Origin of the sequence: Chlamydia buteonis (genome assembly GCF_900634605.1) — a bacterium.
In the GTDB taxonomy this organism is placed as follows: domain Bacteria; phylum Chlamydiota; class Chlamydiia; order Chlamydiales; family Chlamydiaceae; genus Chlamydia; species Chlamydia buteonis.
Genome location: NZ_CAAAFM010000002.1, coordinates 147,493 through 169,474, shown reverse-complemented (window position 1 = coordinate 169,474; position 21,982 = coordinate 147,493). Strand labels below are relative to the sequence as shown.

Below are 21,982 nucleotides of genomic sequence, written 5' to 3'. Positions count from 1 at the left end.
ACCAGGTTATATCTCTTGAGCAAGGGCTCGAGCTTCTTTATCAACAGAAAAGACATCATCTAACGAGGTGCACGAAGAAACCCTATGATTTTTCATAAGTCTTGTTAACTTATCTAAAATATCGCACCAAGCAATTTCTTTTTTCAAAAATCTTTGAACTAAGATCTCATTAGCAGCGTTAAAAAATGGTCCTAAGGATCCTTTATCTTTTAATACTTGTCTCGCCAAACCAATGCTTGGGAAACGCTCCTCATCTATAGGAAAAAATTCTAATGTTTGTTTGACAGAAAAATCCATTCCTTTATGAGGTGCTGGACAGCGTTTCGGGGTTGTTAATACATGTTGTATGGGGAAAAGCATACTAGGAGGATTCATTACAGAAAGCACCGTTCCGTCTTCAAACTCTACCATACCATGAATTAAACTTTGAGGATGAATTACAGCATCTATCTCTGCATGTTCTAATCCAAATAACCAATACGCCTCTATTATTTCTAAGCCTTTATTTACCAATGTTGAAGAATCTACGGTAATCTTAGCTCCCATATTCCATATAGGATGCTTCAATACATCCTGAATAGTTACACGGGTTAATTCTTCTTTAGATTTGTACAATAAAGGACCTCCAGAAGCTGTTAAAAATAACTTTCTGACTTCCGAGGTATCTCTCCCTTCCAAACACTGATATAAAGCATTATGCTCACTATCTATTGGCAAAATCCTAGTTTGATATTGCTTAGCAAATTCGTTGATTACTTCTCCTGCAGAAACCAAAACTTCTTTATTTGCTAATGCTAGGGTTTTCCCTGACCTCATGGCGGCAACAATTGCGGGTAAAGCGACTATCCCCGAGGATGCAGCAACAATAGTGTCTATTTCTTTAGCTGTAGCAGCAGCTAGCAATCCTTCCTCACCAAAAAATGCTTGAACTTTGGGGAACTCCTTGCGAATTTCAAAATATAGCTGTTCATCGTATACAGAAACTATAGAAGGAGAAAATTCTCGAATTTGTTCAAAAAATAGATCTCTATTATTACCGTACGAAGCAAGCGCAACCACATTGAATAAATGAGGAAGCGAGCGAATGATTGCTAAAGTCTGCTGTCCCACACTTCCTGTGGATCCAAAAATAGCTAAATGTTTCAAATAGTAACCTTAACAAATTAAAAAAATCATAACTCTTAGGTTAGAGAGTTGTCAATTCTGTATTCTTACTATCTTTTGAATAAAACTTTTTATAAGCCAGCTTCTTGCCATAATGAAATAAACAAACGACGACGTAGAAAGCCATTAGTATAAACACTGAAATACCAGAAGTTGACAATCCTACACCGTAGGATGTTAAAATTGCTCTAGAACAAGCAGGAGCAAGTAATGCAGTCAAAGCTCCAAAAATCAAAGACCAAAAAAGCATTCCACGTACGGAAACAACAAACACTTTAGCTATGAGCCCTGGAATTAATAAAAATGCTAAAGCCATTAAAACTCCAACAGCTTTAAATGCTCCTACCAAACTCGCTGACAATTGCAAAATAATCAAGTAGTCTATGATTTTCACAGGAATCCCTAAAGAAAAGGAAAATACAGAATCAAAAGAAACACAAACGAAACTACGAAATCCAACCAAAGAAACAATCAGATTAATGCAAAGGATTGTATATACAGGGAAAATATCACCTCGAGTTAAAGAATCTGCATTACCTAGAATAAGTTCTGTGCCTATGTGAGCATTACGTGTTAGAAACACTAAAAGAAGCAAACTCATTGAAAACAATAAAGAAAATACCAAGGCGGTACTTGCTTCTTCTGAGACACGAAAAATATTTCTTATAAAATAAATAAGAAAACCTGTAAGTAAAGCCGTTGAAACTGAAGCTAGGGTAAGAGTTCCTAACGACAATGCTGTTAACTGGTGAGTAAATAAACAAATACTCACAAGTCCAAATAATACTGTATGAGAAACAGCATTGGCATACATCGCCATTTTCTTCAAAACCAAAAAGGTACCTACAAATGCTCCTGAAAGAGCAATTGCTAAAAATATGATAACCTGAATGTCATCTATAAATAAATGGCCCCGAAATAGTTCTCCAGAGAAAGTTCTTGAAAAAAAGACCTGGAGAAATTGCACAAAAGACACCCCATGATATGGGGAAAACGCTCCTATCATAGTTCCTCCATAGTCTGCGGTTTTTCCGGAATTAACTTATCGTGGGGATCATAATGCGGGTTATCCAATATTTCTGTAATGGCATAATCCAATTCATCTGTTAGGACATGCTCCATTTCTTCTGCAAATCCATGCACCTCTTCTTCTTTAAATTCTAAAGAGCGTACGAGATAGCATTCCCATAATCTGTGAGCTCGCACTAATTTTTTTGCTCTACTCCTTCCCTTACCACTAAGACTCCAACGATAATCTTGACACTTTACCAAACCCTGACATTCAAGCAACCACATTCTAAACCTGGGGAAAGGCTTGGGGCCAAAATATTCTTGGTATTTGTGAGAACAAACAAAATCCCGTGCCCCCACTTCCATAAGCTGATCTTCTAACAAGTACCAAAATACTTTGAGTAAATGCTCTTGGTTCTTTGAAAATGCAAAGCGTTTTCTACGTATGTATCGCGTTACCCACCCAGATTTAGGAGAGAGGATTAAACAAAGAAAAGTTAAACAGCCTGATATAACAACAACAAGAGGGCCTGTAGGAAAAGTAATCACACCTCCATGTCCTGAAACATAGCAAGTGAAAGCTACCGAAATGTAACTTCCAAGAGCACCACATATCCCCCCAAATAAACAAGAAAGAAGAAAAATAATACTTAATCTATCAGACAATTGACGAGCTGCTAGAGGAGGGGCTACGAACATGGAAGAAATCAATATGATACCCACGGAACGCACACCGCTTACAATAACTAAAGAAATGAATATTAGAATAACACTTCCAGAAACACGCGTACTCAAACCACAAGTAGAGGCGTAATCTTTGTCAAAAATGGTAACGATAATCTGACGATACCACCACCATAACGTCGTTATAGATAGAACAAAAACAAAAGCTGCTAGTTTAGCCTCTACATAACCTAAAGTAGCTGCCTGACCATATAAATAAGCATTAATACGATTATATAACAAAGGACAGCAATCTTTCACATAGCTTGTCAAAATAACGCCTAGGCCAAAAAAAACAACAAGAACAAAACATAAAGAAGCATCTTTATGCACCCGGAGAGTTTTTTCTAAAAATACTATAATCCAATAACCAGAAATAGCTGCAAGACAGCCAAAAATAATAACTAACAGTATAGAGTCCGTAAAAAAAGAGACTTTGCAACTTAATAAAGCCCCCAAAAGTAATCCTGGATAAGAAGCATGAGAGAGACTCTCACTTAAAAGGGGCTGCCTACCTATAAGCAAAAGAGTCCCCCATAAAGCCGTTGTCATGCAAATTAAAGTAACCGCTAAAAAGCTTGATAAAAAAATAGAGTCGATAAAAATGCAATTGAGCATCTAATACGTTCCTTGTTGCTTCCCTCTAGACAATTTAAGAGTGCGATCCAATAGTTCTAACTCACAACCATAAGCTTGGAAAATGTTTTTATTAGTTAAACATTCTTCAACCGGTCCGGAACAAATAAGATGTTTATTCAACAAGATGATATGGTCAAATAATTGACGCACATGACTAAGATCATGGTGAACGACAACAACCGTGCGTCCTTGCTCTTGCAGCTCTCGCAGAACATCTACTACAGTCTGATATGAAGCCATATCTATAGCAGAAAATAATTCATCCATAAGATAAAGATCTGCTTTTTGCATAAGAGCTCGAGCTAAGAACGCTCTCTGTTGCTGACCTCCTGAAAGCTTCCCTATTTGCCGATTTGCTAAATCAGATAAACCCACCCTCTCTAAAATATTGTACGCTTCCTTACGGTCATCTGCTGTAATTCTTCCCCACATACCTTTGTACCCATAGCACCCCATAAGCACTAGATCTAGAACTGTCATTGGAAAATCCCAATCCACGCTTGCTCTTTGAGGCATATAAGCAACACGTTGATGTACTTTTTTAAACTTATTTCCAAAAAACAAAGTATGACCGGTGGAAGGTCGGATTAATCCAAGAGAAGCTTTTAAAAGCGTACTCTTCCCAGCACCATTAGGTCCTAAAACTGCTGTCAATGTTCCCTTCCTTAACAAGAAGGAAACGTGGCATAAAACATCTGAATGATCATAGTTCACACATAGGTTATGAACTGACCAAGCAATTTCATATTGTCTACTCAAGAAACAGTTCCTCCTAACTCTTCAGTAATTGTGCAAACATTGTGCTTAAAAGTATCCAAGTAATTATGTTTGACATTATCACTATATAAAGGACGACTCGCCAATCGGATGTTATGTCCCTTCTTCAAAGACGAAGCGATTTTTTTAAGTGCGTCTTGATTCAAGGTATCTTCAGGGAATATAACAGTAACATTATGCTCATGAATATAATCTACAACGAGCATAATATCCCGAATGCTAATTTGAGCCTCAGGGGATATACCTTCAGGAGAAATACATCTCTTACTCCAAACATTATTTGCGACTTCTTCTGGTGTTGCTAAGTAACGCCTTGTAAAATAGCTGAATGCGTTATGACCAGAAACTAAATATCTTGATTCTTCAGGTACTGTCAATAAACAACGCTTAGCCCAAGAATCTAGCTCCAACATTTCTTCTACCAACTCTTTAGAATTGGAAGTAAACTCTTGTTCATACTCCGGGAATTCACTAATTAAAGCTCGGGTCACCTCTTTAGCTCCTTCTGCCCAAATGCTCATATCTGTCCAAATATGAGGGTCATAAAAACCATCTTCTTCCAAAGGAGCGAATACTCCTTTAGATAGTAAGCGCGATCCAATACTTACAGTCTTAGGATTTCCTTCCAGATGTTTGCGTAAGCTTGCTGTATGTTCTAATCCAAGGCCATTACAGAAAATAATCCGGCTCATAGCCATTTTATCTTCGTCACCTTTAACCATCTCATATGCATGGGGATCTATTGATCCATCAATTAAAACAATGGGGCAAAGCTTATCTCCTACAATTCTAGCTACACAATCATGTATCATTCGATTCATAGACAATACGTAAATTCTGTTATCATCATTGCGCACTTTAGAAGAAGAGCATCCGGAAACAATAAAAACTAAAACTAAGCAGATTAACAGTTTTACTCTTTTGATCAGACGTGACAACAACATATCCCTCCTTTTCGGAAGATTATTTTCAAAAATTTAACAAAGTCAGAACAATGAAAGCCATAAGGTATACAAAATGCGGAAAAAAATCTCGTTATTTATTTAGAATAATCTGAAGAATTAATAAGAGGAACAATGAAAAGAAATCAGAAAAATGATTCTTCTCCTCTTATGAGGTTTTATAAAAGAAATAAAATATGTTTCATGAGAATGAAAAGGCTTTTAATTATAGGAAGTAAATGTTACAGCTAAAGACTTCTTGTCCTTATGATTGTTTCTTTTAAAGTTATTTATGAAACAAAACGATCTTTTCCAGGAAAATAACATTGCGAAAAAAAGCAAAATCGAAGATAAATTACGTCTCTAAATAAACAGAACTTTAATTTTATTTTTCTAAACGTTAAATCGAAAGTATGCCAAATTCTTTCTTATAAAATTTGTAAAGTAAACATCGATTAATTTTTATGAAGATTTAGCAAGTTATCAAGGTGGGTTTCATGGCCGTAGAACAGTCGAATATAAATGAAGAAGTAGAAAAACTGATCTTAAAAGCTATTAGAAAGGTCTGCGGGGATAAAGAAAACGATTTATGTCGCTATCTTCCAGGACCAAGTGGTGGCTATATGCACCATTTTACATTAAAAAAAATGAAAAGCGCCGCCCCCGAGCAATTTCTAAAAATGCTAAAAACATTTATTTTAGAATCTGATTCACCACGAGCCATTAACCCAAAACCTCGAGCTCCTAGAGGCTCTAAAAAGCGCAGAGACTTTATTAATTTTACCAAGACTGACATAGAACGCGTTTTAGAATTAGCGAGACAAGTAGGAGATAAAGATCTTTTAGCACGATTTAGCCCAAAAAAACCTCTCCCCTCTTTAAAAAGAGAGCTTATTCGTTCTATCCGCAATGGTATCGTTAGTGTTGAGCTATGGAACGCCTATGTGGAGGCAGTAAGAACCAATTCTTCAAGTCTAGATTCTTCTCAGTCTTTTGTTTAAAAGACTTTATAATCGGCTAAATAAAGTTAATATTTTAGCCGATTTGCTCTAGTCTCTCGAGTACTCTAAAAATCCTTTAAGCTCCTTATCTTGTTTTCTCTTGTCAATAGAGAAAGAAAATGGTATGCTAAAAGGCTAAAAATATTAAATTTTAATTGTTTTAAAGACTAAACCATTAATAACTTATAAATTAATAATTAAGCTATTTCAGAGGGTAAATATGACACAAACAGCGGAAAAACCTTTTGGAAAATTGCGTTCTTTTCTTTGGCCAATACACATGCATGAGCTAAAGAAGGTACTGCCAATGTTCCTAATGTTCTTCTGTATTGCGTTCAACTACACCGTATTGCGTGATACAAAAGACACTCTTATCGTAACGGCCCCCGGATCTGGTGCAGAGGCTATACCTTTCATCAAACTATGGCTTGTCGTTCCTTGCGCTGTTGTCTTCATGCTTATCTACGCCAAATTAAGCAACATTTTAAGCAAGCCAGCCCTCTTTTACACAGTTATTGCCCCATTTCTCCTATTTTTCGCTTTATTTCCTACAGTAATTTACCCATTCCGTCATATTTTACATCCAACGGATTTTGCTGATAAATTACAGGCCATCCTTCCTCAAGGATTAATGGGCTGCGTTGCAATGCTTAGAAACTGGACTTTTGCTGCATTTTATGTGCTTTCTGAACTATGGGGAAGCGTTATGCTTTCTTTAATGTTCTGGGGTTTCGCTAACGAAATTACTAAAATCAGCGAAGCTAAGCGTTTTTACGCTTTATTTGGAGTTGGCGCTAACGTAGCCTTACTAGCTTCTGGCCGTTCTATTATTTGGGCTTCTAAGCTCCGCGCTAGTGCTACAGGCAATACGGATCCTTGGGGTCTGTCTCTTTACCTATTAATGAGCATGGTTGTTATTTCCGGCGGTATTATTATTCTATGCTACTGGTGGATGAATAAGTATGTTCTTACCGACCCTAGATTCTATGATCCTAAAGAGTTAAACAAAGCTAAGAAATCAAAGCCAAAAATGACCATGAAAGAAAGCTTTGCTTACCTCGCAAGATCTCCTTACATGTTGTTATTAGCCCTCCTTGTTATTTGCTACGGTATTTGTATTAACCTCGTAGAAGTGACTTGGAAGAGCCAGTTGAAAATGCAATACCCGAATGCTAATGAGTATAGCGAATTCATGGGTAATTTCTCATTCTGGACTGGTGTTGTCTCCGTAATCGTTATGTTGTTTATCGGCGGTAACGTTATCCGTAAATTCGGTTGGTTAACAGGAGCTCTTGTTACACCAGTTATGGTATTGTTAACAGGTGTCTTTTTCTTTGTTTTAGTTATCTTTAGAGATCAAGCTTCTGGAATCGTAGCGATGTTTGGAACCACACCATTAATGCTTGCCGTTATGGTTGGTGCTGTCCAAAACATTCTATCTAAATCCACCAAGTACGCTCTCTTTGATGCGACTAAAGAAATGGCCTACATTCCATTAGACCAGGAACAAAAAGTTAAAGGAAAGGCTGCTATTGACGTAGTTGCCGCGCGTTTCGGTAAATCCGGAGGTTCTTTAATCCAACAAGGTCTCTTAGTAGTTTGCGGAAGCATTGGAGCTATGACACCTTACCTAGCAGCAGCACTCTTTGTGATTATTGCAGTATGGCTAGTCTCTGCTACCAAACTAAACAAATTATTCTTAATTCAATCTGCTCTCAAAGAACAAGAGCTTGCAGGAGAAGAAGCTGCTGTTTCCACAGACGCTGCAGGATCCCCATCAATTCAGGGAACCCCTGCTGTTGAGAACGCTTCTTCATAAGATTCAATATTAGAGATCTTAACAAAAATCCTCACTTGGAAACAGGTGAGGATTTTTTTTGTCTTTAAAAATTGTAAAAAAGTTTAATGATAACCTTCATCATCCCTATTTAGATAAGCTTCTTCTATATCTTCTAATTTTTCATAAAATTTCATACGGTGATTAAAATAGTAATGGATAGTCTTCCAAGCTTGACTTGTTTTTTGATTTATCAGGCTTTTGTATCGGGAACATTTTTACATTCAGAATAAGTTGCTAAAGCAATATTAGACTCATACCTAAGACTATTTTCATTAATCAAATCTCCTAAAAAAGACCTTGCTAGTATGCGCATACCTCCATTAGTAGCAGATCGGTCTACCCAACATAAAAACTGCCAAGAAGCAAGCGATGTTGATCGAATAAGTTATAGTTGCTTCCAAGACATGCCATGTAAACATATTCGAAAAAGAAGGTTATTCATACTCTCCTCTGTAAATTCTACACCTAGTTCAGAGAACACCCTCATCTTCTCCTTGTCGCTCACGTATCTGCCATAGTCTCTTTGAGCACTAATTAATAATCTATCTGCTATAACCGCTACCTCTTGGAGAGGCCCTAAGTATTATTTTCTAGGTGATTCATTAGGCAAGAGTATTCTTCTTATTCGTTCAATTCTTGAACCACTCCCTAAAAGATTGAAGAAGGAAAATCGTGGTTTGTTCAGTTCCTGATGTAATAGGTGGACGTATTGAATCTAATTCACAAAACCAATAGATTCCAGAATACCAGAGATTGTATTTTTCTAAATTTTCTCTTAACTATATAAAACGCTTCATTCAATATAGAGGGAAATTTTCTATTAATAAGTTATTTAAGCTTGAAAGGTGTTGTCCGTTAATTTCTCTGTTTAAATTATCAAAACCAAAATCGTCAAAAATCTTCCTTAATTGAGGAGATAGTTTACATAGATTATTTCGAATTGATGTGTCATGAGATGCTCTACAATCATGCATATAGATTAATAACTCCCTAAAATTAGCAAGTTTTAAGTCTTGCGTAGTTACTAAATCAACAAATACCTTACGAAATTCTGATTTAATTACACAACGAACTCCAAAAGGAATATGATCGTATTTAGGTTGAGAATATTTAATGATAACCTGAGCTGTAACAAGCGATAAAATAAACCAGCCCATGCCTCTACATAGTAGTGAGATAATGATATTTATAGATGAAGGTAATATCGATAAAAAATAAGACCTGAAATAATAAATACAAGACTCAAAATAATTAGTATTATTATTCGAGATGTTGTTGGTCTCTTTATTTGCATGTATCGACAAACTATTTCTTCCTTTGGAAGTGTTAGAGAGTCAAAAAGATTGGAAGCTTGCATATGTCATACTAAATAAAAAACAAGATTATAATTATAAATGCCACATATTTATAATATACTCCGGTTAAAAACGATAAAACGTATAAACTACAAACACAACAGCTATTCTATTTTTGATTTCTGAAACAAATTAAACTCACCTTCTTGCATTTCAGTTCTAGTAATATTGACAACTAACGATACTCAGTCTAACATGGCTCTCTCTGAAATTGACAAGACCCATCCTGTATTTTGAAAGAGTATAAGCTAGAAAACATTCGAAACTTTTCTATTATTGCGCATATTGACCACGGAAAATCTACAATTGCTGACCGCTTACTTGAAAGTACAAGTACAGTCGAGCAAAGAGAAATGCGTGAGCAGCTTCTTGATTCCATGGATCTAGAAAGAGAGCGTGGTATCACAATCAAAGCGCACCCGGTGACTATGTATTATAAATACAATGGGGAAGTTTATCAGCTTAACCTTATAGACACTCCTGGCCACGTGGATTTTTCTTATGAAGTATCACGATCCTTAGCTGCCTGTGAGGGAGCTCTTTTAATTGTTGACGCAGCTCAAGGTGTGCAAGCGCAAAGTTTAGCTAACGTTTATCTAGCCTTAGAACGTGACTTGGAGATCATTCCTATTTTAAATAAGATTGATTTACCAGCAGCAAACCCTGAAAAAATCCGAAAACAAATAGAAGATTACATAGGGTTAGATACTACACATGCGATCGCCTGCTCAGCAAAAACTGGGGAAGGAATTTCTGAAATTCTTGAAGCAATTGTTGAATTAATCCCCCCACCTAAATCTCCTGAAGCAACTGAATTAAAAGCTTTGATTTTTGATTCTCACTATGACCCTTATGTAGGTATCATGGTGTATGTCCGTGTGATTAGCGGAGAAATTAAAAAAGGTGATCGCATTACCTTTATGGCAATAAAAGGATCATCATTTGAGGTATTAGGCATAGGAGCTTTTCTTCCCGAAGCAACGTTAATTGAGGGATCTTTACGAGCAGGTCAGGTAGGTTATTTTATAGCCAACTTGAAAAAAGTTAAGGATGTAAAAATTGGTGATACTGTAACTACAGTAAAACATCCTGCTAAGGTGCCTTTAGAGGGATTCAAAGAAATCAATCCTGTAGTATTTGCTGGTATCTATCCTATTGATTCTTCAGATTTTGATGCTTTAAAAGACGCTTTAAGCCGTTTACAACTTAACGATTCTGCTTTAACAATCGAACAAGAAAGCAGCCATTCTTTAGGCTTTGGTTTTCGCTGTGGGTTTTTAGGACTACTGCATTTAGAGATCGTTTTTGAAAGGATCATCCGAGAATTTGACATCGACATTATTGCTACAGCCCCAAGTGTAATTTATAAGGTTATCTTAAAAAATGGCAAAACTTTGTTCATAGATAATCCTACAGCCTATCCAGATCCCTCGATTATAGAACACATGGAAGAGCCTTGGGTACATGTCAATATCATTACACCACAAGAGTACTTAAGTAGTATTATGAATCTATGTTTGGATAAACGTGGTATATGCTTAAAAACAGAAATGTTAGATCAACACAGGTTAGTGCTTTCTTATGATCTTCCTTTAAATGAAATTGTCTCTGATTTTAACGATAAATTAAAATCTGTAACTAAGGGTTATGGATCTTTTGATTATCGTTTGGGAGATTACCGTAAAGGATCTATCATCAAACTTGAAATCCTAATCAATGATGAACCTGTTGATGCTTTTTCTTGCCTTGTACATAGAGATAAAGCTGAAGCACGCGGAAGAAGTATCTGTGAAAAGCTTGTTGATGTTATTCCTCAACAACTTTTTAAAATTCCTATCCAAGCTGCTATCAATAAAAAAGTAATTGCTAGGGAAACAATTCGCGCTCTTTCTAAGAATGTGACTGCAAAGTGTTACGGCGGTGATATCACGAGAAAACGTAAACTCTGGGAAAAACAGAAAAAGGGTAAAAAGCGGATGAAGGAATTTGGGAAAGTCTCTATTCCAAACACGGCTTTTATTGAAGTTCTCAAAATAGATTAGCAAGCTTTAAAGATGCATTAAAATGCCCTTCCAATAAGGAGGCTTAGGGTTTTTACTTTATATATTCCCCTGGATTCTACTCTAGACACGTAGAATCGACCAAAAAAAAGCTGTGTTGTAAGTTATCCCTAAAGATAACAAGAGAGTTGCACAAAAAATAAACTTAGGTCAACGCTCTCGTATTTTCTCAAATTATTTTACGATAGTTGTTGTTTTTGCCCCTATCCAATCTGTATGATAGAATTCCCCTCGAGGTCTATCCTTACGTTCATAAGTATGGGCTCCGAAATAGTCTCTTAATCCTTGAGCTAAAGCTATTGAAGAGTCTTTTGTTCGATAACCATCATAAAATGTCAATGCAGCTGCCAAACAAGGAATGGGATATCCTGAACCCACACCATAGGCAACTGTTCTTCGCCAACCTGGTTCGGAATTTTGTAATACAGTCTTGAAATAGGTTTGTAAAATTAACGAAGGAGCTTCCGGTTCATTTTCGAAACCTTTATGGATAGCATCTAGAAAAACACTTTGGATAATGCATCCCCCTCTCCACAATAAGGCTAACTCTCCAAAATTTAAATTCCATTGATGCTCTTCAGATGTTTGTTTCAATAACATGAATCCTTGAGCATAACTTATGATTTTCGAAGCGTATAGCGCTTGAAAAACATCTTCAATAAAAAGATGGGGGTCTCTAGGTTTTTCAAAAACGATAGGAACACCCGGAAGTTCTTGAGCAGCTCGCTCACGAATAGTTTTCCAAGAAGAAAGGAAGCGAGCTAATACAGATTCGATAATTAGCGAAAGGGGAACGCCTGAATCAATAGCATCAATAGCAGTCCAACGCCCTGTTCCTTTTTGTCCAGCAACATCTAAAATGGTATCAATAACTGGGGAGCCATTGGGGTCTTTTAAAGAGAGAACTTCCACAGAAATTCTCATCAGGTAACTTTCTAATTCACGTGTATTCCATTCAGCAAAAATAGCTGATACAGCTTCAGGAGATATATCCAAACGTGCTCTTAATAAGCCATAAGCCTCACAAATTAACTGTATGTCCCCATATTCTATGCCATTATGTACAGTTTTTACATAATGTCCTGCGCCTCCGGGGCCAACCCAGCAGCAGCAAGGGTTCCCGTTAACCTTAGCAGAAATACCTTGGAAGATAGGTGCTATTGCCGGCCAGGCATCACTATTCCCTCCTGGCATAATAGAAGGTCCATAACGAGCGCCCTCTTCTCCTCCAGAGATGCCCATACCTATGAATAATATGCCTTTTTCCTTAAGATCACGGCATCGTCTTTCTGAATCTTTATAATAACTATTACCTCCATCGATGATAATATCACCAGCTTCAAGATAAGGTAGCAGCAAATCAATACTTTGATCCACAGGAGTTCCTGCTTTAATCATCAGCATGATTTTTCTAGGACGTTTTAAAGAACGCACGAAAGATTCTAATTTTTCGTGTCCTTGAAGTTTTGGGCTTTGAGAATGTTCTTGAAGAAACTCTTGAGTTTTCTCTGGACTCCGATTATAGACAGACACAGAGAAACCATGGTCGATCATATTCAACACAAGATTTTTCCCCATTACAGCTAAACCAATTAGCCCAATATCCGCATCTGATTTCTTTGCCACCAATTCTCCTCCACACTTAAATTAGACGCAAAACTAGTTTTTTCTTCTTTCCCTGTGCTAATAAAACATATTGATCGAAACACACCTGAGTTTCTTCAAAAACACTTTGTTCATTCTCAATAGGTTCACTATTCACATAGAGACCTTTCTGCTCGATCAATCTTCTAGCTTCTCCTTTAGAACCACAGACCCCTAATTCAACAAAAAGATCTATCCACCGTTTGCCGAGTGCCTGTGTTCCTTCTAAAGAGACTCCCTGGCCCATAGCAATAAGATCTTGAAAATCCTTCTCAGAAACTGAAGATACTTTACCAGGATGTATACTTTGTGTGACTATCTGAGCTTCTCTTAGTCCATCTTCACCGTGTATAGAAGTTACTATAGTTTCGGCAACAAACTTTTTCACAGCTAATGGATCTAATAAAAATTTTTGATCTAGATCAAAAATTTCTTCATTACTCAATAAAGTTAATGTACGTGCTACTTTAGGCACTTCTTGATCTGGTAGCCTTAAAAAGTACTGATATAACTCATAGGCAGATGTTAGCTTAGGATCTAACCAAATCGTTCCTGACTCTGTCTTCCCAATCTTCTTACCTTGGCTATTCGTTAACAATGGATAAGTCAAACCATAAGCCTGTCCCAATCCACGACGACGAATATAATCAATTCCTGAAGTAATATTTCCCCATTGATCACTTCCTCCGCATTGCAAACGTACCCCATACTTCTCAAAGAGATAAGCAAAATCATATGATTGCAAAAGCATGTAGCTAAATTCAGTATAGCTAATGCCCTCTTCAGACTGAACACGCTGTTTGACCGTATCCTTACCCAGCATAGCGCCTAGTCTAAAATGCTTCCCTACGTCTCGCAGGAAATCTATCATAGTAGTTTCTTTAAACCAATCCATGTTATTCACTATTTGCAATCCGGGTAAATAGTGAGAGAGACATTCTGAGAGTTTCTGGCTATTATAGGCGACTTGGCTTTCCTCAAGTAGGGTACGTTCTATGCTTTTCCCTGAGGGGTCTCCTATCATTCCGGTAGCAGAACCTACAAGAGCCACAGGAGTGATACCAAAGCTAGCCATCCTACGCAAAAAGCATATCCCTATCCAATGTCCTATATGAAGAGCAGGAGCTGTAGGATCAAATCCAAGATAGGCAGAGACTGGGGCGCTTACGCTATCTAATCCTGAGGAAAAATCTTCGAGAATTCCCCGATCTTGCAAGTGTTTTATAAAATCCCGCATCGCAATAACAAAAAATCTTAATAATTGAAAGACTATCTTAACGATCAGTACTCTTATATGCAAGATTCCTTAGGAATTTACTCTAGAAAAAATAAACGGATAAAAAATCTATTTTAATTTAAAATAGATTAGTTCTTTTACGTAAAGGTATTTTAATAATGATAAGCCCAACTTTAGAAAATACTTCTTTTATCGGCCGTTTACCAAACAAAGCAGCGAATTTTGTTCACTCCACAATTTTTTCTCGTATTATTTCTGTAGCTCTTATTACTCTAGCTATTATAGCAACAGTAGGGAGTTGTGTGGCAATGATACTTACTTTGAACCTTTGGTTCGCATTACTAAGTGTTGTTGGGGGAATCTTATTAGCTCTTGGAATTATGAGCATCTTCACGTGGACTGTGAAACAACAAGCAGAGAGAATTCCTTAAAGAAAAGCAGATAAAGCGGCTCGGAGTTTGATAAGGGCTTTGGAATGAATCTGGGATACTCGTGATTCGCTAACTCCTAGAATCTTTCCAATTTCCTTAAGAACTAGCTCTTCATAGTAATATAGAGCCATCACCTTTCTTTCTTTCTCTTCTAGGCCCTCTATAGCACTTGCTAAAAATGAAGAAAACTCCTTTTTGTCAACAATGTCGTACCCTGTTTCTGCTCTTTCATCAGCAATTCGTTCTTCTAGAGCTACACCAGATTCACCTTCAGATAATGAGGGTCTTTCCTCGTTTAAAGAAATAATCAATGCGGGCCGTGCTGAAGCAAACCAGCAAGAAAGCTCTTGTTGAGAAATTTGGAAATACTCACAAAGATCACCATCAGTAGGCTCTCTCCCTAGTGACAGACGCAAGGCATCCATAGCATCAGCAAGCTTATTTGCCTTTTGATGTACGCTTCTTGGCACCCAATCTTGCTTCCTTAAATCATCGATTATCGCTGCTTTAATTAAAAATAAAGCATACCCCTCAAAACGACGACTTTTCTCAGGATTAAAGCGTTCTACAGCGCGAACTAACCCCTCAACTCCAGAAGCATAAAGATCCTCGGTTTTGACATGGGAAGGCATACCCGAAATCAAGCGATGAACTACACACTTGACTAAATGCAGGTAAAAATCAATCAGAGTATCTCGATACTCGATTTCTTGAGTTTCCCAATACAGTTCCCAGATCTCAGAAATGTTTTGCGTGTTTTGTGTTTTCACAAATTTTTTTCTTCAATAATTATTTTAAGATTAAATAAAAAAATTATTTTAAACAACAATCTAATTGAAATAATTTATTCATTTTAATTAGATTAATTTCACAATTAAAGCGTCAAAACTTCGTCTGAGACTGATCCCAACAAAGAAATTGGGATTTCTTCTGGAAGTTCGTTATGTGATAAAACAAGTAGGTCTGGAAAGTGAGGTTCTATCATTTTCCTTAATTCAAAACGTGATTCACATCCTGTAATGATAGCGCGGAAGTCACCTCCTTCCGACTGCTTTAAAAGATTCTGCACTTGGTGAATAACCTTATCACACATTAATGGATTAGATTTTGAATATAAATCACCTATCATTCGTTCTACATGAGAGTCTACGGTGATGACCTCTAAAGAATTTTGCTTATCCCAGAGGGCTCTTCCTATATGTTTCCCTAGGTATTTTCTAATTTTCTCGGCTAATACCTCTAGGCTTTCTTCTGGGGATCCATATAACGCTATTGCCTCCAACATCTTAGGGAATAACCTCAAAGATACGCGTTCTTTAACCAGAGATTTTATTAAAAAGAGTAGGGAATTTTCAGAAATTTTCTTTGGAATAATCTCATCAATAGAGATCCCTAAAACATTGTGGGCCTCTCTTATAAGAATTCTAATATACTTTCCATGAATTGCCTCTGGGACTAGATTTCTTAATATTGGCAAAAGATAAAGTAATGAAACTTCTTTCAGATAGAAATGCTGACCAAAACAACTCAAAGACGCTTGTTTCTCACAATAAAAAATCCTTATCTCTTGGTGCAGAAATACTCCTGTTTCGTTGAAGATTTCTTCTCGTGCTTGGTTATATAGCTCCTGAGGATTCTCTCCTAAATAATCTGTAGGAAGATAAAGGCGGATATGTTGGAATTGTTCAGATATAATCTCACGATCCTGAATATTTACGGATTGTTTATGCATAACGAACAATGCAATTACAAAAGCAATAACAGGAGCTTTAGGAGTGCCTGGGATAAACAATAGAGAGGCAAATAAAAGAGCTATCGTTCGAAAATGAAGTCGTGCCTGTGCGTAATAATCTATCATATACTCAAGGAGAGATGCTTTTTGCCCGACCTTGGAGATCAAGGTAGCCGCAGCACACGATGTGATTAGTGCAGGCACCTGACTTACTAAAGAGTCTCCTACCACAGTTAGCCATAAACTTTCTGGCTCTCCACCTAAAGAATAGGAAAAATAGGCAGCCGCTATAGAATTTACAATGAGTAAAATACAGCTAACAACGGCGTCTCCTTTTACAAAGCGAAATACTCCCTCCATAGAAGAAAAAAAATCACTTTCTTCGAAAAGATCTTGTTTTTGTTTTTCAACATCTATCCCGGAGGCCCTTCCGGATAAGAGATCAGCATCTAGAGACATTTGCTTGCCTGGAAGTGCTTCTAACACAAATCTTGCTCGGACTTCTGCGACTCTTTCTGATCCTTTAGCAATGACAAGAAAATTTACTAAAAAAAATAAACAGCAAGCAGCAACTCCTGCCCCTAAACTCCCTAAGGAAAAAAAATTCCCTAAAGAAAAAATCATTGGCGACGCCCAACCAGAGGACAAAATCAATCGAGTTGAAGCAAGATTTAATCCCAAACGAAATAAACAAAGGTATAAAAATAACGCAGGGAATAACCTAGCTTCAAGGCTTGATTTTAAAGAAAACACCCAAAATACAAGGGTTAGCGATAGGATAAAGTTGATACACAAGCCGGTATCTAAAAGTATCTGAGGTAAAGGAATCAAAAAAGAAAGAAGAATACTTAGAGGAATGAGAGCCACTCTCCATAATTTCTCTTGTTTGCTTGTCACCAAGCGCCTCCCTTATGAGACTCTCTTATTTTCTTCAATAACGACAAAAAAGATATATCTTCAAGCAAAACTCGTAGGTCAAACATTCACGAATTTTAATTTATGTTTATCTTGTAGACTATTTTATTCTGTGCTAACGTCTTTATTTCTTAGAGACATTTGCTCGGAGTATAGCGCAGCCTGGTTAGCGCGGTTGCTTTGGGAGCAATAGGTCGGGGGTTCGAATCCCTCTACTCCGAATTGTTAGTCTCTTTAGTAAAAGATTTTCAGGAAATCACAAATGGCAAAATTGATCGTTGCATCCGAAGACGAAGTACAAGAGTTTGAACTCAAAGATGGTTCTAGCATCGCAGAGCCTTGTGAATCTTCAGGGGTTCCTTTTGCATGTACAGAAGGTGTGTGCGGAACTTGTGTTATCGAAGTTATAGAAGGAAAAGAGAATCTTTCTAGTTTCACTGAAGAGGAAAAAGACTTTCTTGGGGAGACTCAAGATTCTAACGAACGCCTAGCTTGTCAGTGTAAAATTAACGGTGGTTGCGTTAAAGTTACTTTTTAAACTCTGTCTCTTTAAAAAATTACAAACGCTAAGATATTTACTTATCCTTGGTTGTGTGTGTATATAGAGTTTTCCTTAGAGGGAAGAAATCTTGAAAAAAATCCCTATGCTCTAAGCCAAGAATGTTTTAAAATATTAATAGTTTTTAGTTTTAAAAAAAATTAATATTTTATGTCTCAACCTATCAATAGTTATGAGTCGTCTCAGTTTGTTTCTCGGGCTTCTACAGCACCATGCAATAGAAATTGTATTCCAGTCCTAGCAACAATAGCAGGTTTGGCCTTTGTTGGAGCTGTAACAACTCTTGCTTTGGCTATTGTTTTTTCGATGCCGACCTTGTCTGCCGCAGTAGTAATCTTCTCTATAATGGCTGTGGCATGTTGTATTCTTCTCAAAAGAAGATCAGAAATATCCACGCCAGACCTTTCCCCACCTCTTTCTTTCCAACCAGAAGATCTATCAACACCGGAGCACTCTCCTCCTCCCTCTCCAATATTCCATGATCTTCAGGATGTACCAGGATCTCCAACTCCCCGACCTCGGGTTCTGCCTACAGCTGCAGCGGTTCCTTTGCAAACTGTCCCGAACCCTAGGGAATTACTTGAAAGTTTGACAAAACTCCAATTCCGACAAGCTATCAATACCCCTCAATTTGATCCTATCGACTCAAATACCACTTTCTCGGGATGGCAGGTCCCTAATACTGAAACAGTACTTGTCTCTACATGCGGCGACATTACCAAACCTAGATTCCTCACAAGAGATCTCACCCCTATGCTAGTAAATGCCGCTAACGATACTATGTACAGATTTGGCGGAGGAACTAATCATGCCTTTACCCAAGCAGTAAGTTATCAAGGATGGCAAAATTCCACCGAAGGCAAAACATGTTTAAATATTGGCGAATGTACTGCGGGTAAGTGGATAAATATAAACGGTACAACCAATGACGGGGACTCGTCGGCTCCAGCATTACTAGCACAACTTTTAGGACCAACAGCTAATCAGCTGAATAATGACGCACTCAGATGCTATGAGACCGTAACCACAGCCTACGAAAATTGTTTAGCTAAAGCTGTGGAAAAAGGTGCCAAATATGTTCAGTTACCCCTTATCTCATCCAGTATTTTCGCTCCTTCAGCAAATCTATCAGGAGGCACAGTGCGAGCTAAATGGATAGAAGCTATTAAAGCGGCCTTAGTAACTGCTGTTACGAATTTTGCTAGGCAAAATCCAAATTCTCAAATGATTGTTGTTGTCACAGATATCGCTAATCCTCCCTTAGGCTAACATAAGATAACATTGTCATGGATCTACAACAAGTATGTGTTATAGATCCATGGTGTCATCTTATAACACCAAGATCCTTTCCTTCTTATTGCTCCTAGAAGCAAAATCTCTTGATATTTTGTTATAGAAAACTTGCTAACGTTGTTTTTATATTTCTACCTATAAGTACTTGAATAAACGTACACCAGGGCTTGTAAGGCACATTTAAGATGAACTATAACAGCTCAACTTCTGAATAAAATCCAAGTTGCCAACTTTGTTGTATTATCTTTAAAATTGAGAAAATCTTTGTCTCTACTTCAAGCTTAGTATTTTTTAATGATATCGCGAAGACTGCTCAAAAATTAAAGCATCCTTCTTTACAATAATATGATATCCGATCTCACTGCTGCATCTTTCGAATACATACAATCCTATCCTGAAATATCCCCCCAAAAAAGTAGCATAGCATCAAGAATCCTTCCTATTATTACTATGCTTGTCTTCGCTTACCTAGCTATACTCGCAGCTATTATTTCTTCTGTAGTTACAGGAATATTACCTCTGTTCTCTATTTGTGGCTTCGCACTTCCTCTTCTTCTTGCATCTCTATTTCTTCTTAGGAACGCCTCTCAACAGAAACCGCAAAAAAAAGATGTGACACCTCTTCCAGATGCGCCACTCTTAATTGAAATCAATGAAAACACAAAGCATACAAAAATTTTAGAGCAGTTCTGTGAAGTAGTTAATACCTGGAATACCTTACCGCGCATCTTTGGAGAAACTACCCCTTCCCTATTAAATAAGGTTTGGAAAATTAACAACTCAAAAACAGTTCTCTTTGCGACTACAGGAACTATTTATTCCCCACGTATTCATTGCTGTTGCAATCTCATGATCGTATTAGAACGGAATACGCAACTTTCAAACTTAGGAACTTTAAACATCTCTTACGAAATTCCTATAGAGATGCAGGAAAGTCAATGCGTCTCCATGCCATGGGAAAACTCCGATGGCTCTAGCAACAAGAAACAACTAGGATTACCTAATTTCCTAGGCATCATTCAGGAGCCTAATCCCGAACTCTATAATCACAATCCCGTTATTGCCTTTGCCCTAGCAAAAGCTGCCTATACTAACTGCCTAAACGAGGCTATCAGACAGGATGTGGACATGATTCAAATTCCCCTAATTTCCACTGCACCTACTCAACTCTCCTCAAATCCTCAAGCAGCGGCTGATTGGAGAGCTGCTATACAAACAGGTTTGGTTGCCGCATTAATCAATTTTGCAACCTCACAGCCTGAAACCATTATGAACGTCGTTATTGTTAGTTCCCCAGGATTAGGACTTCCGTTGTGAAATATTAAATATTGTAAACTACTTATTTCCAACGGATAATAAATAATATTAAATAAAACTATTACTTTCATTTAAAAAATATTTATAATTTTAATTATGTCAGATGAAAAAATTTCTTCGGGTAATAATCCATTACCCCCACAACAACTATTTAATTTAAATCCTAAGCAGAGATTCCCCGTAAAAAGTTATCTGAATAGGGTTTTATATAACCCAAACACTCGAGAGACTACTCGAAAAGTGCTTGCGATCATAGGCGGACTTGCTTTAGCTGGCGGAATTGCTTGCGGGATTACTCTCGGAGTCCTTGGAGCCCCCGGCTTAGTGATTGCTACAGCTATTGGCGTTACCTTAGGAACTATTTTATTAGGAGCCTCCATTGCGCTTCTACCAAACAAGATGAAAAAAGATATTAGGGGAAAAATAAAAAACGTTTTAGAAGCAAATAGGTCTTATGACTTCCTGTCTACCGATCTTGCCAACTCTTTAAAAGCAAATTTTAAAGAAAGCTCATCACTACCCAAAAATATGCAAGCCCCTGGAGTTGAAGATATCGACGTCTTCACAGCAAAAAACAACGCCCAAGTCAAGCTAGTAACTTTTACAACTCCATCATTCCTATCTTCTATTACTGATCACGGCAAAGGTGTATCGCGGGTTTGTTTCATACCTCCAGAAGCAAATCTGACTCATCCCAAAACTATTCGGAATGGTTCTTTAGATTTATTTAAAATAGAAATCGGAAATCGTGGTTGGAATACAAATTTAGCAGAATTTGCCAAAACACCTAAAACACCTGCAGGATGGTCACGCAGTTCTTGGAGCGACATCGCAGAATATTCGACAGATGACAGTCCTCAATACCTAATTAGTGTGTGGAACCCCTTCGGAAATTACCCAAAAACGGCTAATGAACAACTAGAACACACACGCCACCCTCTTTATGGGAGGAAAAGTTTTGATAGTCAAAAAGAAATGTTTGTCCGTTTCTTTAAATCACTAGTGGCTAGTGGTGTTCATAGTATTAGCATTTATGGAAACGATCTTTTGTTCCCTAAAAATCATCTTGATGCCCCCTATATTGACATATTTGCACCACTTGATAGTGACTTTGAAAGTAGAGTTGCCACAGCACTATCCTCAGCCTTAGCTGAAATAGCACGAGACTCCAAGAGTAACCTAACTGTTTGTCTCTATGGTATAGGAGGTAACCCTCTACACAAACCCAAACCTTTATCTCACAATCAAAGTGATATTGATGATTTTGAAGAAGACAATTAAGGTCTTCTTCTTAAAAGGAGCACAACCTCCATCTTTTTTGATTTTTTCTCAAAGAATGGTTG

At 37.4% G+C, this 21,982-nt stretch carries 18 protein-coding genes, 1 tRNA gene and 1 pseudogene; 9 read left to right on the top strand and 11 right to left on the bottom strand.

Annotated features, from left to right (window positions below; translation table 11 throughout):
• Positions 1 to 6 precede the first annotated feature (6 nt).
• From dxr to E1N70_RS04190, 5 genes are read right to left on the bottom strand one after another with little or no spacing between them, the layout of a single operon-like run.
• Complete coding sequence (gene dxr / locus E1N70_RS04210) at positions 7 to 1,146, bottom strand: 1-deoxy-D-xylulose-5-phosphate reductoisomerase (RefSeq protein ID WP_131744295.1); 1,140 nt, start codon at positions 1,144 to 1,146, stop codon at positions 7 to 9.
• 40 nt (positions 1,147 to 1,186) lie between these two features.
• Entirely contained in the window at positions 1,187 to 2,170 is a 984-nt protein-coding gene (locus E1N70_RS04205) for a metal ABC transporter permease (RefSeq protein WP_131744294.1), read from the bottom strand.
• On the bottom strand, positions 2,167 to 3,516 hold the full coding sequence (locus E1N70_RS04200) for a metal ABC transporter permease (RefSeq protein ID WP_131744293.1): 1,350 nt from the start codon (positions 3,514 to 3,516) through the stop codon (positions 2,167 to 2,169). The genes E1N70_RS04205 and E1N70_RS04200 overlap by 4 nt, the downstream gene beginning before the upstream one ends.
• The gene (locus E1N70_RS04195; protein ID WP_131744292.1) at positions 3,517 to 4,296 is read right to left on the bottom strand and encodes a metal ABC transporter ATP-binding protein; all 780 of its coding nucleotides are present in this window, start codon (positions 4,294 to 4,296) and stop codon (positions 3,517 to 3,519) included.
• Entirely contained in the window at positions 4,293 to 5,258 is a 966-nt protein-coding gene (locus E1N70_RS04190; RefSeq protein ID WP_131744291.1) for a metal ABC transporter solute-binding protein, Zn/Mn family, read from the bottom strand. Before E1N70_RS04190 ends, E1N70_RS04195 begins: the two co-directional genes overlap by 4 nt.
• Positions 5,259 to 5,752: 494 nt before the next feature.
• Between E1N70_RS04190 and ddbA the strand changes: the two genes are divergently transcribed.
• Complete coding sequence (gene ddbA / locus E1N70_RS04185; RefSeq protein ID WP_131744290.1) at positions 5,753 to 6,256, top strand: DNA binding protein DdbA; 504 nt, start codon at positions 5,753 to 5,755, stop codon at positions 6,254 to 6,256.
• A gap of 220 nt (positions 6,257 to 6,476) precedes the next feature.
• A complete protein-coding gene (gene npt1 / locus E1N70_RS04180) occupies positions 6,477 to 8,075 on the top strand; it encodes an NTP/NDP exchange transporter Npt1 (protein ID WP_131744289.1) in 1,599 nt (532 codons plus the stop codon).
• A gap of 211 nt (positions 8,076 to 8,286) precedes the next feature.
• On the opposite strand, the pseudogene E1N70_RS05200 reads toward npt1, so the two are convergent.
• Both E1N70_RS05200 and E1N70_RS05195 read right to left on the bottom strand, forming a co-directional pair.
• Positions 8,287 to 8,601, bottom strand: a pseudogene (locus E1N70_RS05200) (DUF1389 domain-containing protein).
• A 292-nt stretch (positions 8,602 to 8,893) separates the two neighbouring features.
• A complete protein-coding gene (locus tag E1N70_RS05195) occupies positions 8,894 to 9,253 on the bottom strand; it encodes a DUF1389 domain-containing protein (protein ID WP_244201109.1) in 360 nt (119 codons plus the stop codon).
• A gap of 431 nt (positions 9,254 to 9,684) precedes the next feature.
• On the opposite strand from E1N70_RS05195, the gene lepA reads away from it, so the two are divergent.
• Complete coding sequence (gene lepA, locus E1N70_RS04170) at positions 9,685 to 11,493, top strand: translation elongation factor 4 (protein WP_131744288.1); 1,809 nt, start codon at positions 9,685 to 9,687, stop codon at positions 11,491 to 11,493.
• Positions 11,494 to 11,685: 192 nt separating this feature from the next.
• Here lepA and gnd read toward each other — a convergent pair whose 3' ends face one another.
• Positions 11,686 to 13,137: a decarboxylating NADP(+)-dependent phosphogluconate dehydrogenase gene (gene gnd, locus E1N70_RS04165; RefSeq protein ID WP_208638314.1), complete on the bottom strand. Its 1,452-nt coding sequence runs from the start codon at positions 13,135 to 13,137 to the stop codon at positions 11,686 to 11,688.
• A 16-nt stretch (positions 13,138 to 13,153) separates the two neighbouring features.
• Positions 13,154 to 14,392, bottom strand: coding sequence for a tyrosine--tRNA ligase (tyrS, locus tag E1N70_RS04160; RefSeq protein ID WP_131744286.1), 1,239 nt, complete (start codon positions 14,390 to 14,392; stop codon positions 13,154 to 13,156).
• Between the two features lie 158 nt (positions 14,393 to 14,550).
• Here tyrS and E1N70_RS04155 point away from each other — a divergent pair, with 158 nt between their 5' ends.
• Complete coding sequence (locus E1N70_RS04155; protein ID WP_131744285.1) at positions 14,551 to 14,823, top strand: hypothetical protein; 273 nt, start codon at positions 14,551 to 14,553, stop codon at positions 14,821 to 14,823.
• On the opposite strand, the gene E1N70_RS04150 is transcribed toward E1N70_RS04155, so the two are convergent.
• Both E1N70_RS04150 and E1N70_RS04145 read right to left on the bottom strand, forming a co-directional pair.
• On the bottom strand, positions 14,820 to 15,593 hold the full coding sequence (locus E1N70_RS04150; protein WP_131744284.1) for a FliA/WhiG family RNA polymerase sigma factor: 774 nt from the start codon (positions 15,591 to 15,593) through the stop codon (positions 14,820 to 14,822). The two genes, E1N70_RS04155 and E1N70_RS04150, sit on opposite strands and share 4 nt — an antisense overlap.
• A 104-nt stretch (positions 15,594 to 15,697) precedes the next feature.
• Positions 15,698 to 17,452 carry an EscV/YscV/HrcV family type III secretion system export apparatus protein gene (locus E1N70_RS04145; protein WP_208638313.1) on the bottom strand — a complete coding sequence of 585 codons (1,755 nt, stop codon included), beginning with the start codon at positions 17,450 to 17,452 and terminating at the stop codon, positions 15,698 to 15,700.
• 164 nt (positions 17,453 to 17,616) lie between these two features.
• Here E1N70_RS04145 and E1N70_RS04140 point away from each other — a divergent pair.
• The 5 genes from E1N70_RS04140 to E1N70_RS04120 all read left to right on the top strand — a co-directional run bounded on the left by E1N70_RS04140 (position 17,617) and on the right by E1N70_RS04120 (position 21,920).
• Positions 17,617 to 17,691, top strand: a tRNA-Pro gene (locus tag E1N70_RS04140).
• Between the two features lie 41 nt (positions 17,692 to 17,732).
• Positions 17,733 to 18,008 (top strand): 2Fe-2S iron-sulfur cluster-binding protein, encoded by a 276-nt coding sequence (locus tag E1N70_RS04135; RefSeq protein WP_131744282.1) that lies wholly within the window; start codon positions 17,733 to 17,735, stop codon positions 18,006 to 18,008.
• 171 nt (positions 18,009 to 18,179) lie between these two features.
• The gene (locus E1N70_RS04130) at positions 18,180 to 19,298 is read left to right on the top strand and encodes a macro domain-containing protein (protein WP_131744281.1); all 1,119 of its coding nucleotides are present in this window, start codon (positions 18,180 to 18,182) and stop codon (positions 19,296 to 19,298) included.
• A 369-nt stretch (positions 19,299 to 19,667) separates the two neighbouring features.
• Positions 19,668 to 20,639, top strand: coding sequence for a macro domain-containing protein (locus E1N70_RS04125; protein ID WP_131744280.1), 972 nt, complete (start codon positions 19,668 to 19,670; stop codon positions 20,637 to 20,639).
• A 96-nt stretch (positions 20,640 to 20,735) separates the two neighbouring features.
• A complete protein-coding gene (locus E1N70_RS04120; protein ID WP_131744279.1) occupies positions 20,736 to 21,920 on the top strand; it encodes a DoxX family protein in 1,185 nt (394 codons plus the stop codon).
• The last annotated feature ends 62 nt before the right edge of the window (positions 21,921 to 21,982 follow it).

What these genes read in the sequence shown, in the direction of transcription:
- npt1 (WP_131744289.1), top strand. Translation starts at nt 6,477, where the DNA reads ATGACACAAACAGCGGAAAAACCTTTTGGAAAATTGCGTTCTTTTCTT.
- E1N70_RS04200 (WP_131744293.1), bottom strand. Translation starts at nt 3,516, where the DNA reads ATGCTCAATTGCATTTTTATCGACTCTATTTTTTTATCAAGCTTTTTA.
- ddbA (WP_131744290.1), top strand. Translation starts at nt 5,753, where the DNA reads ATGGCCGTAGAACAGTCGAATATAAATGAAGAAGTAGAAAAACTGATC.
- E1N70_RS04125 (WP_131744280.1), top strand. Translation starts at nt 19,668, where the DNA reads ATGATATCCGATCTCACTGCTGCATCTTTCGAATACATACAATCCTAT.
- E1N70_RS04130 (WP_131744281.1), top strand. Translation starts at nt 18,180, where the DNA reads ATGTCTCAACCTATCAATAGTTATGAGTCGTCTCAGTTTGTTTCTCGG.
- E1N70_RS05195 (WP_244201109.1), bottom strand. Translation starts at nt 9,253, where the DNA reads ATGGGCTGGTTTATTTTATCGCTTGTTACAGCTCAGGTTATCATTAAA.
- E1N70_RS04190 (WP_131744291.1), bottom strand. Translation starts at nt 5,258, where the DNA reads ATGTTGTTGTCACGTCTGATCAAAAGAGTAAAACTGTTAATCTGCTTA.
- E1N70_RS04155 (WP_131744285.1), top strand. Translation starts at nt 14,551, where the DNA reads ATGATAAGCCCAACTTTAGAAAATACTTCTTTTATCGGCCGTTTACCA.
- tyrS (WP_131744286.1), bottom strand. Translation starts at nt 14,392, where the DNA reads ATGCGGGATTTTATAAAACACTTGCAAGATCGGGGAATTCTCGAAGAT.
- E1N70_RS04120 (WP_131744279.1), top strand. Translation starts at nt 20,736, where the DNA reads ATGTCAGATGAAAAAATTTCTTCGGGTAATAATCCATTACCCCCACAA.
- E1N70_RS04205 (WP_131744294.1), bottom strand. Translation starts at nt 2,170, where the DNA reads ATGATAGGAGCGTTTTCCCCATATCATGGGGTGTCTTTTGTGCAATTT.
- E1N70_RS04135 (WP_131744282.1), top strand. Translation starts at nt 17,733, where the DNA reads ATGGCAAAATTGATCGTTGCATCCGAAGACGAAGTACAAGAGTTTGAA.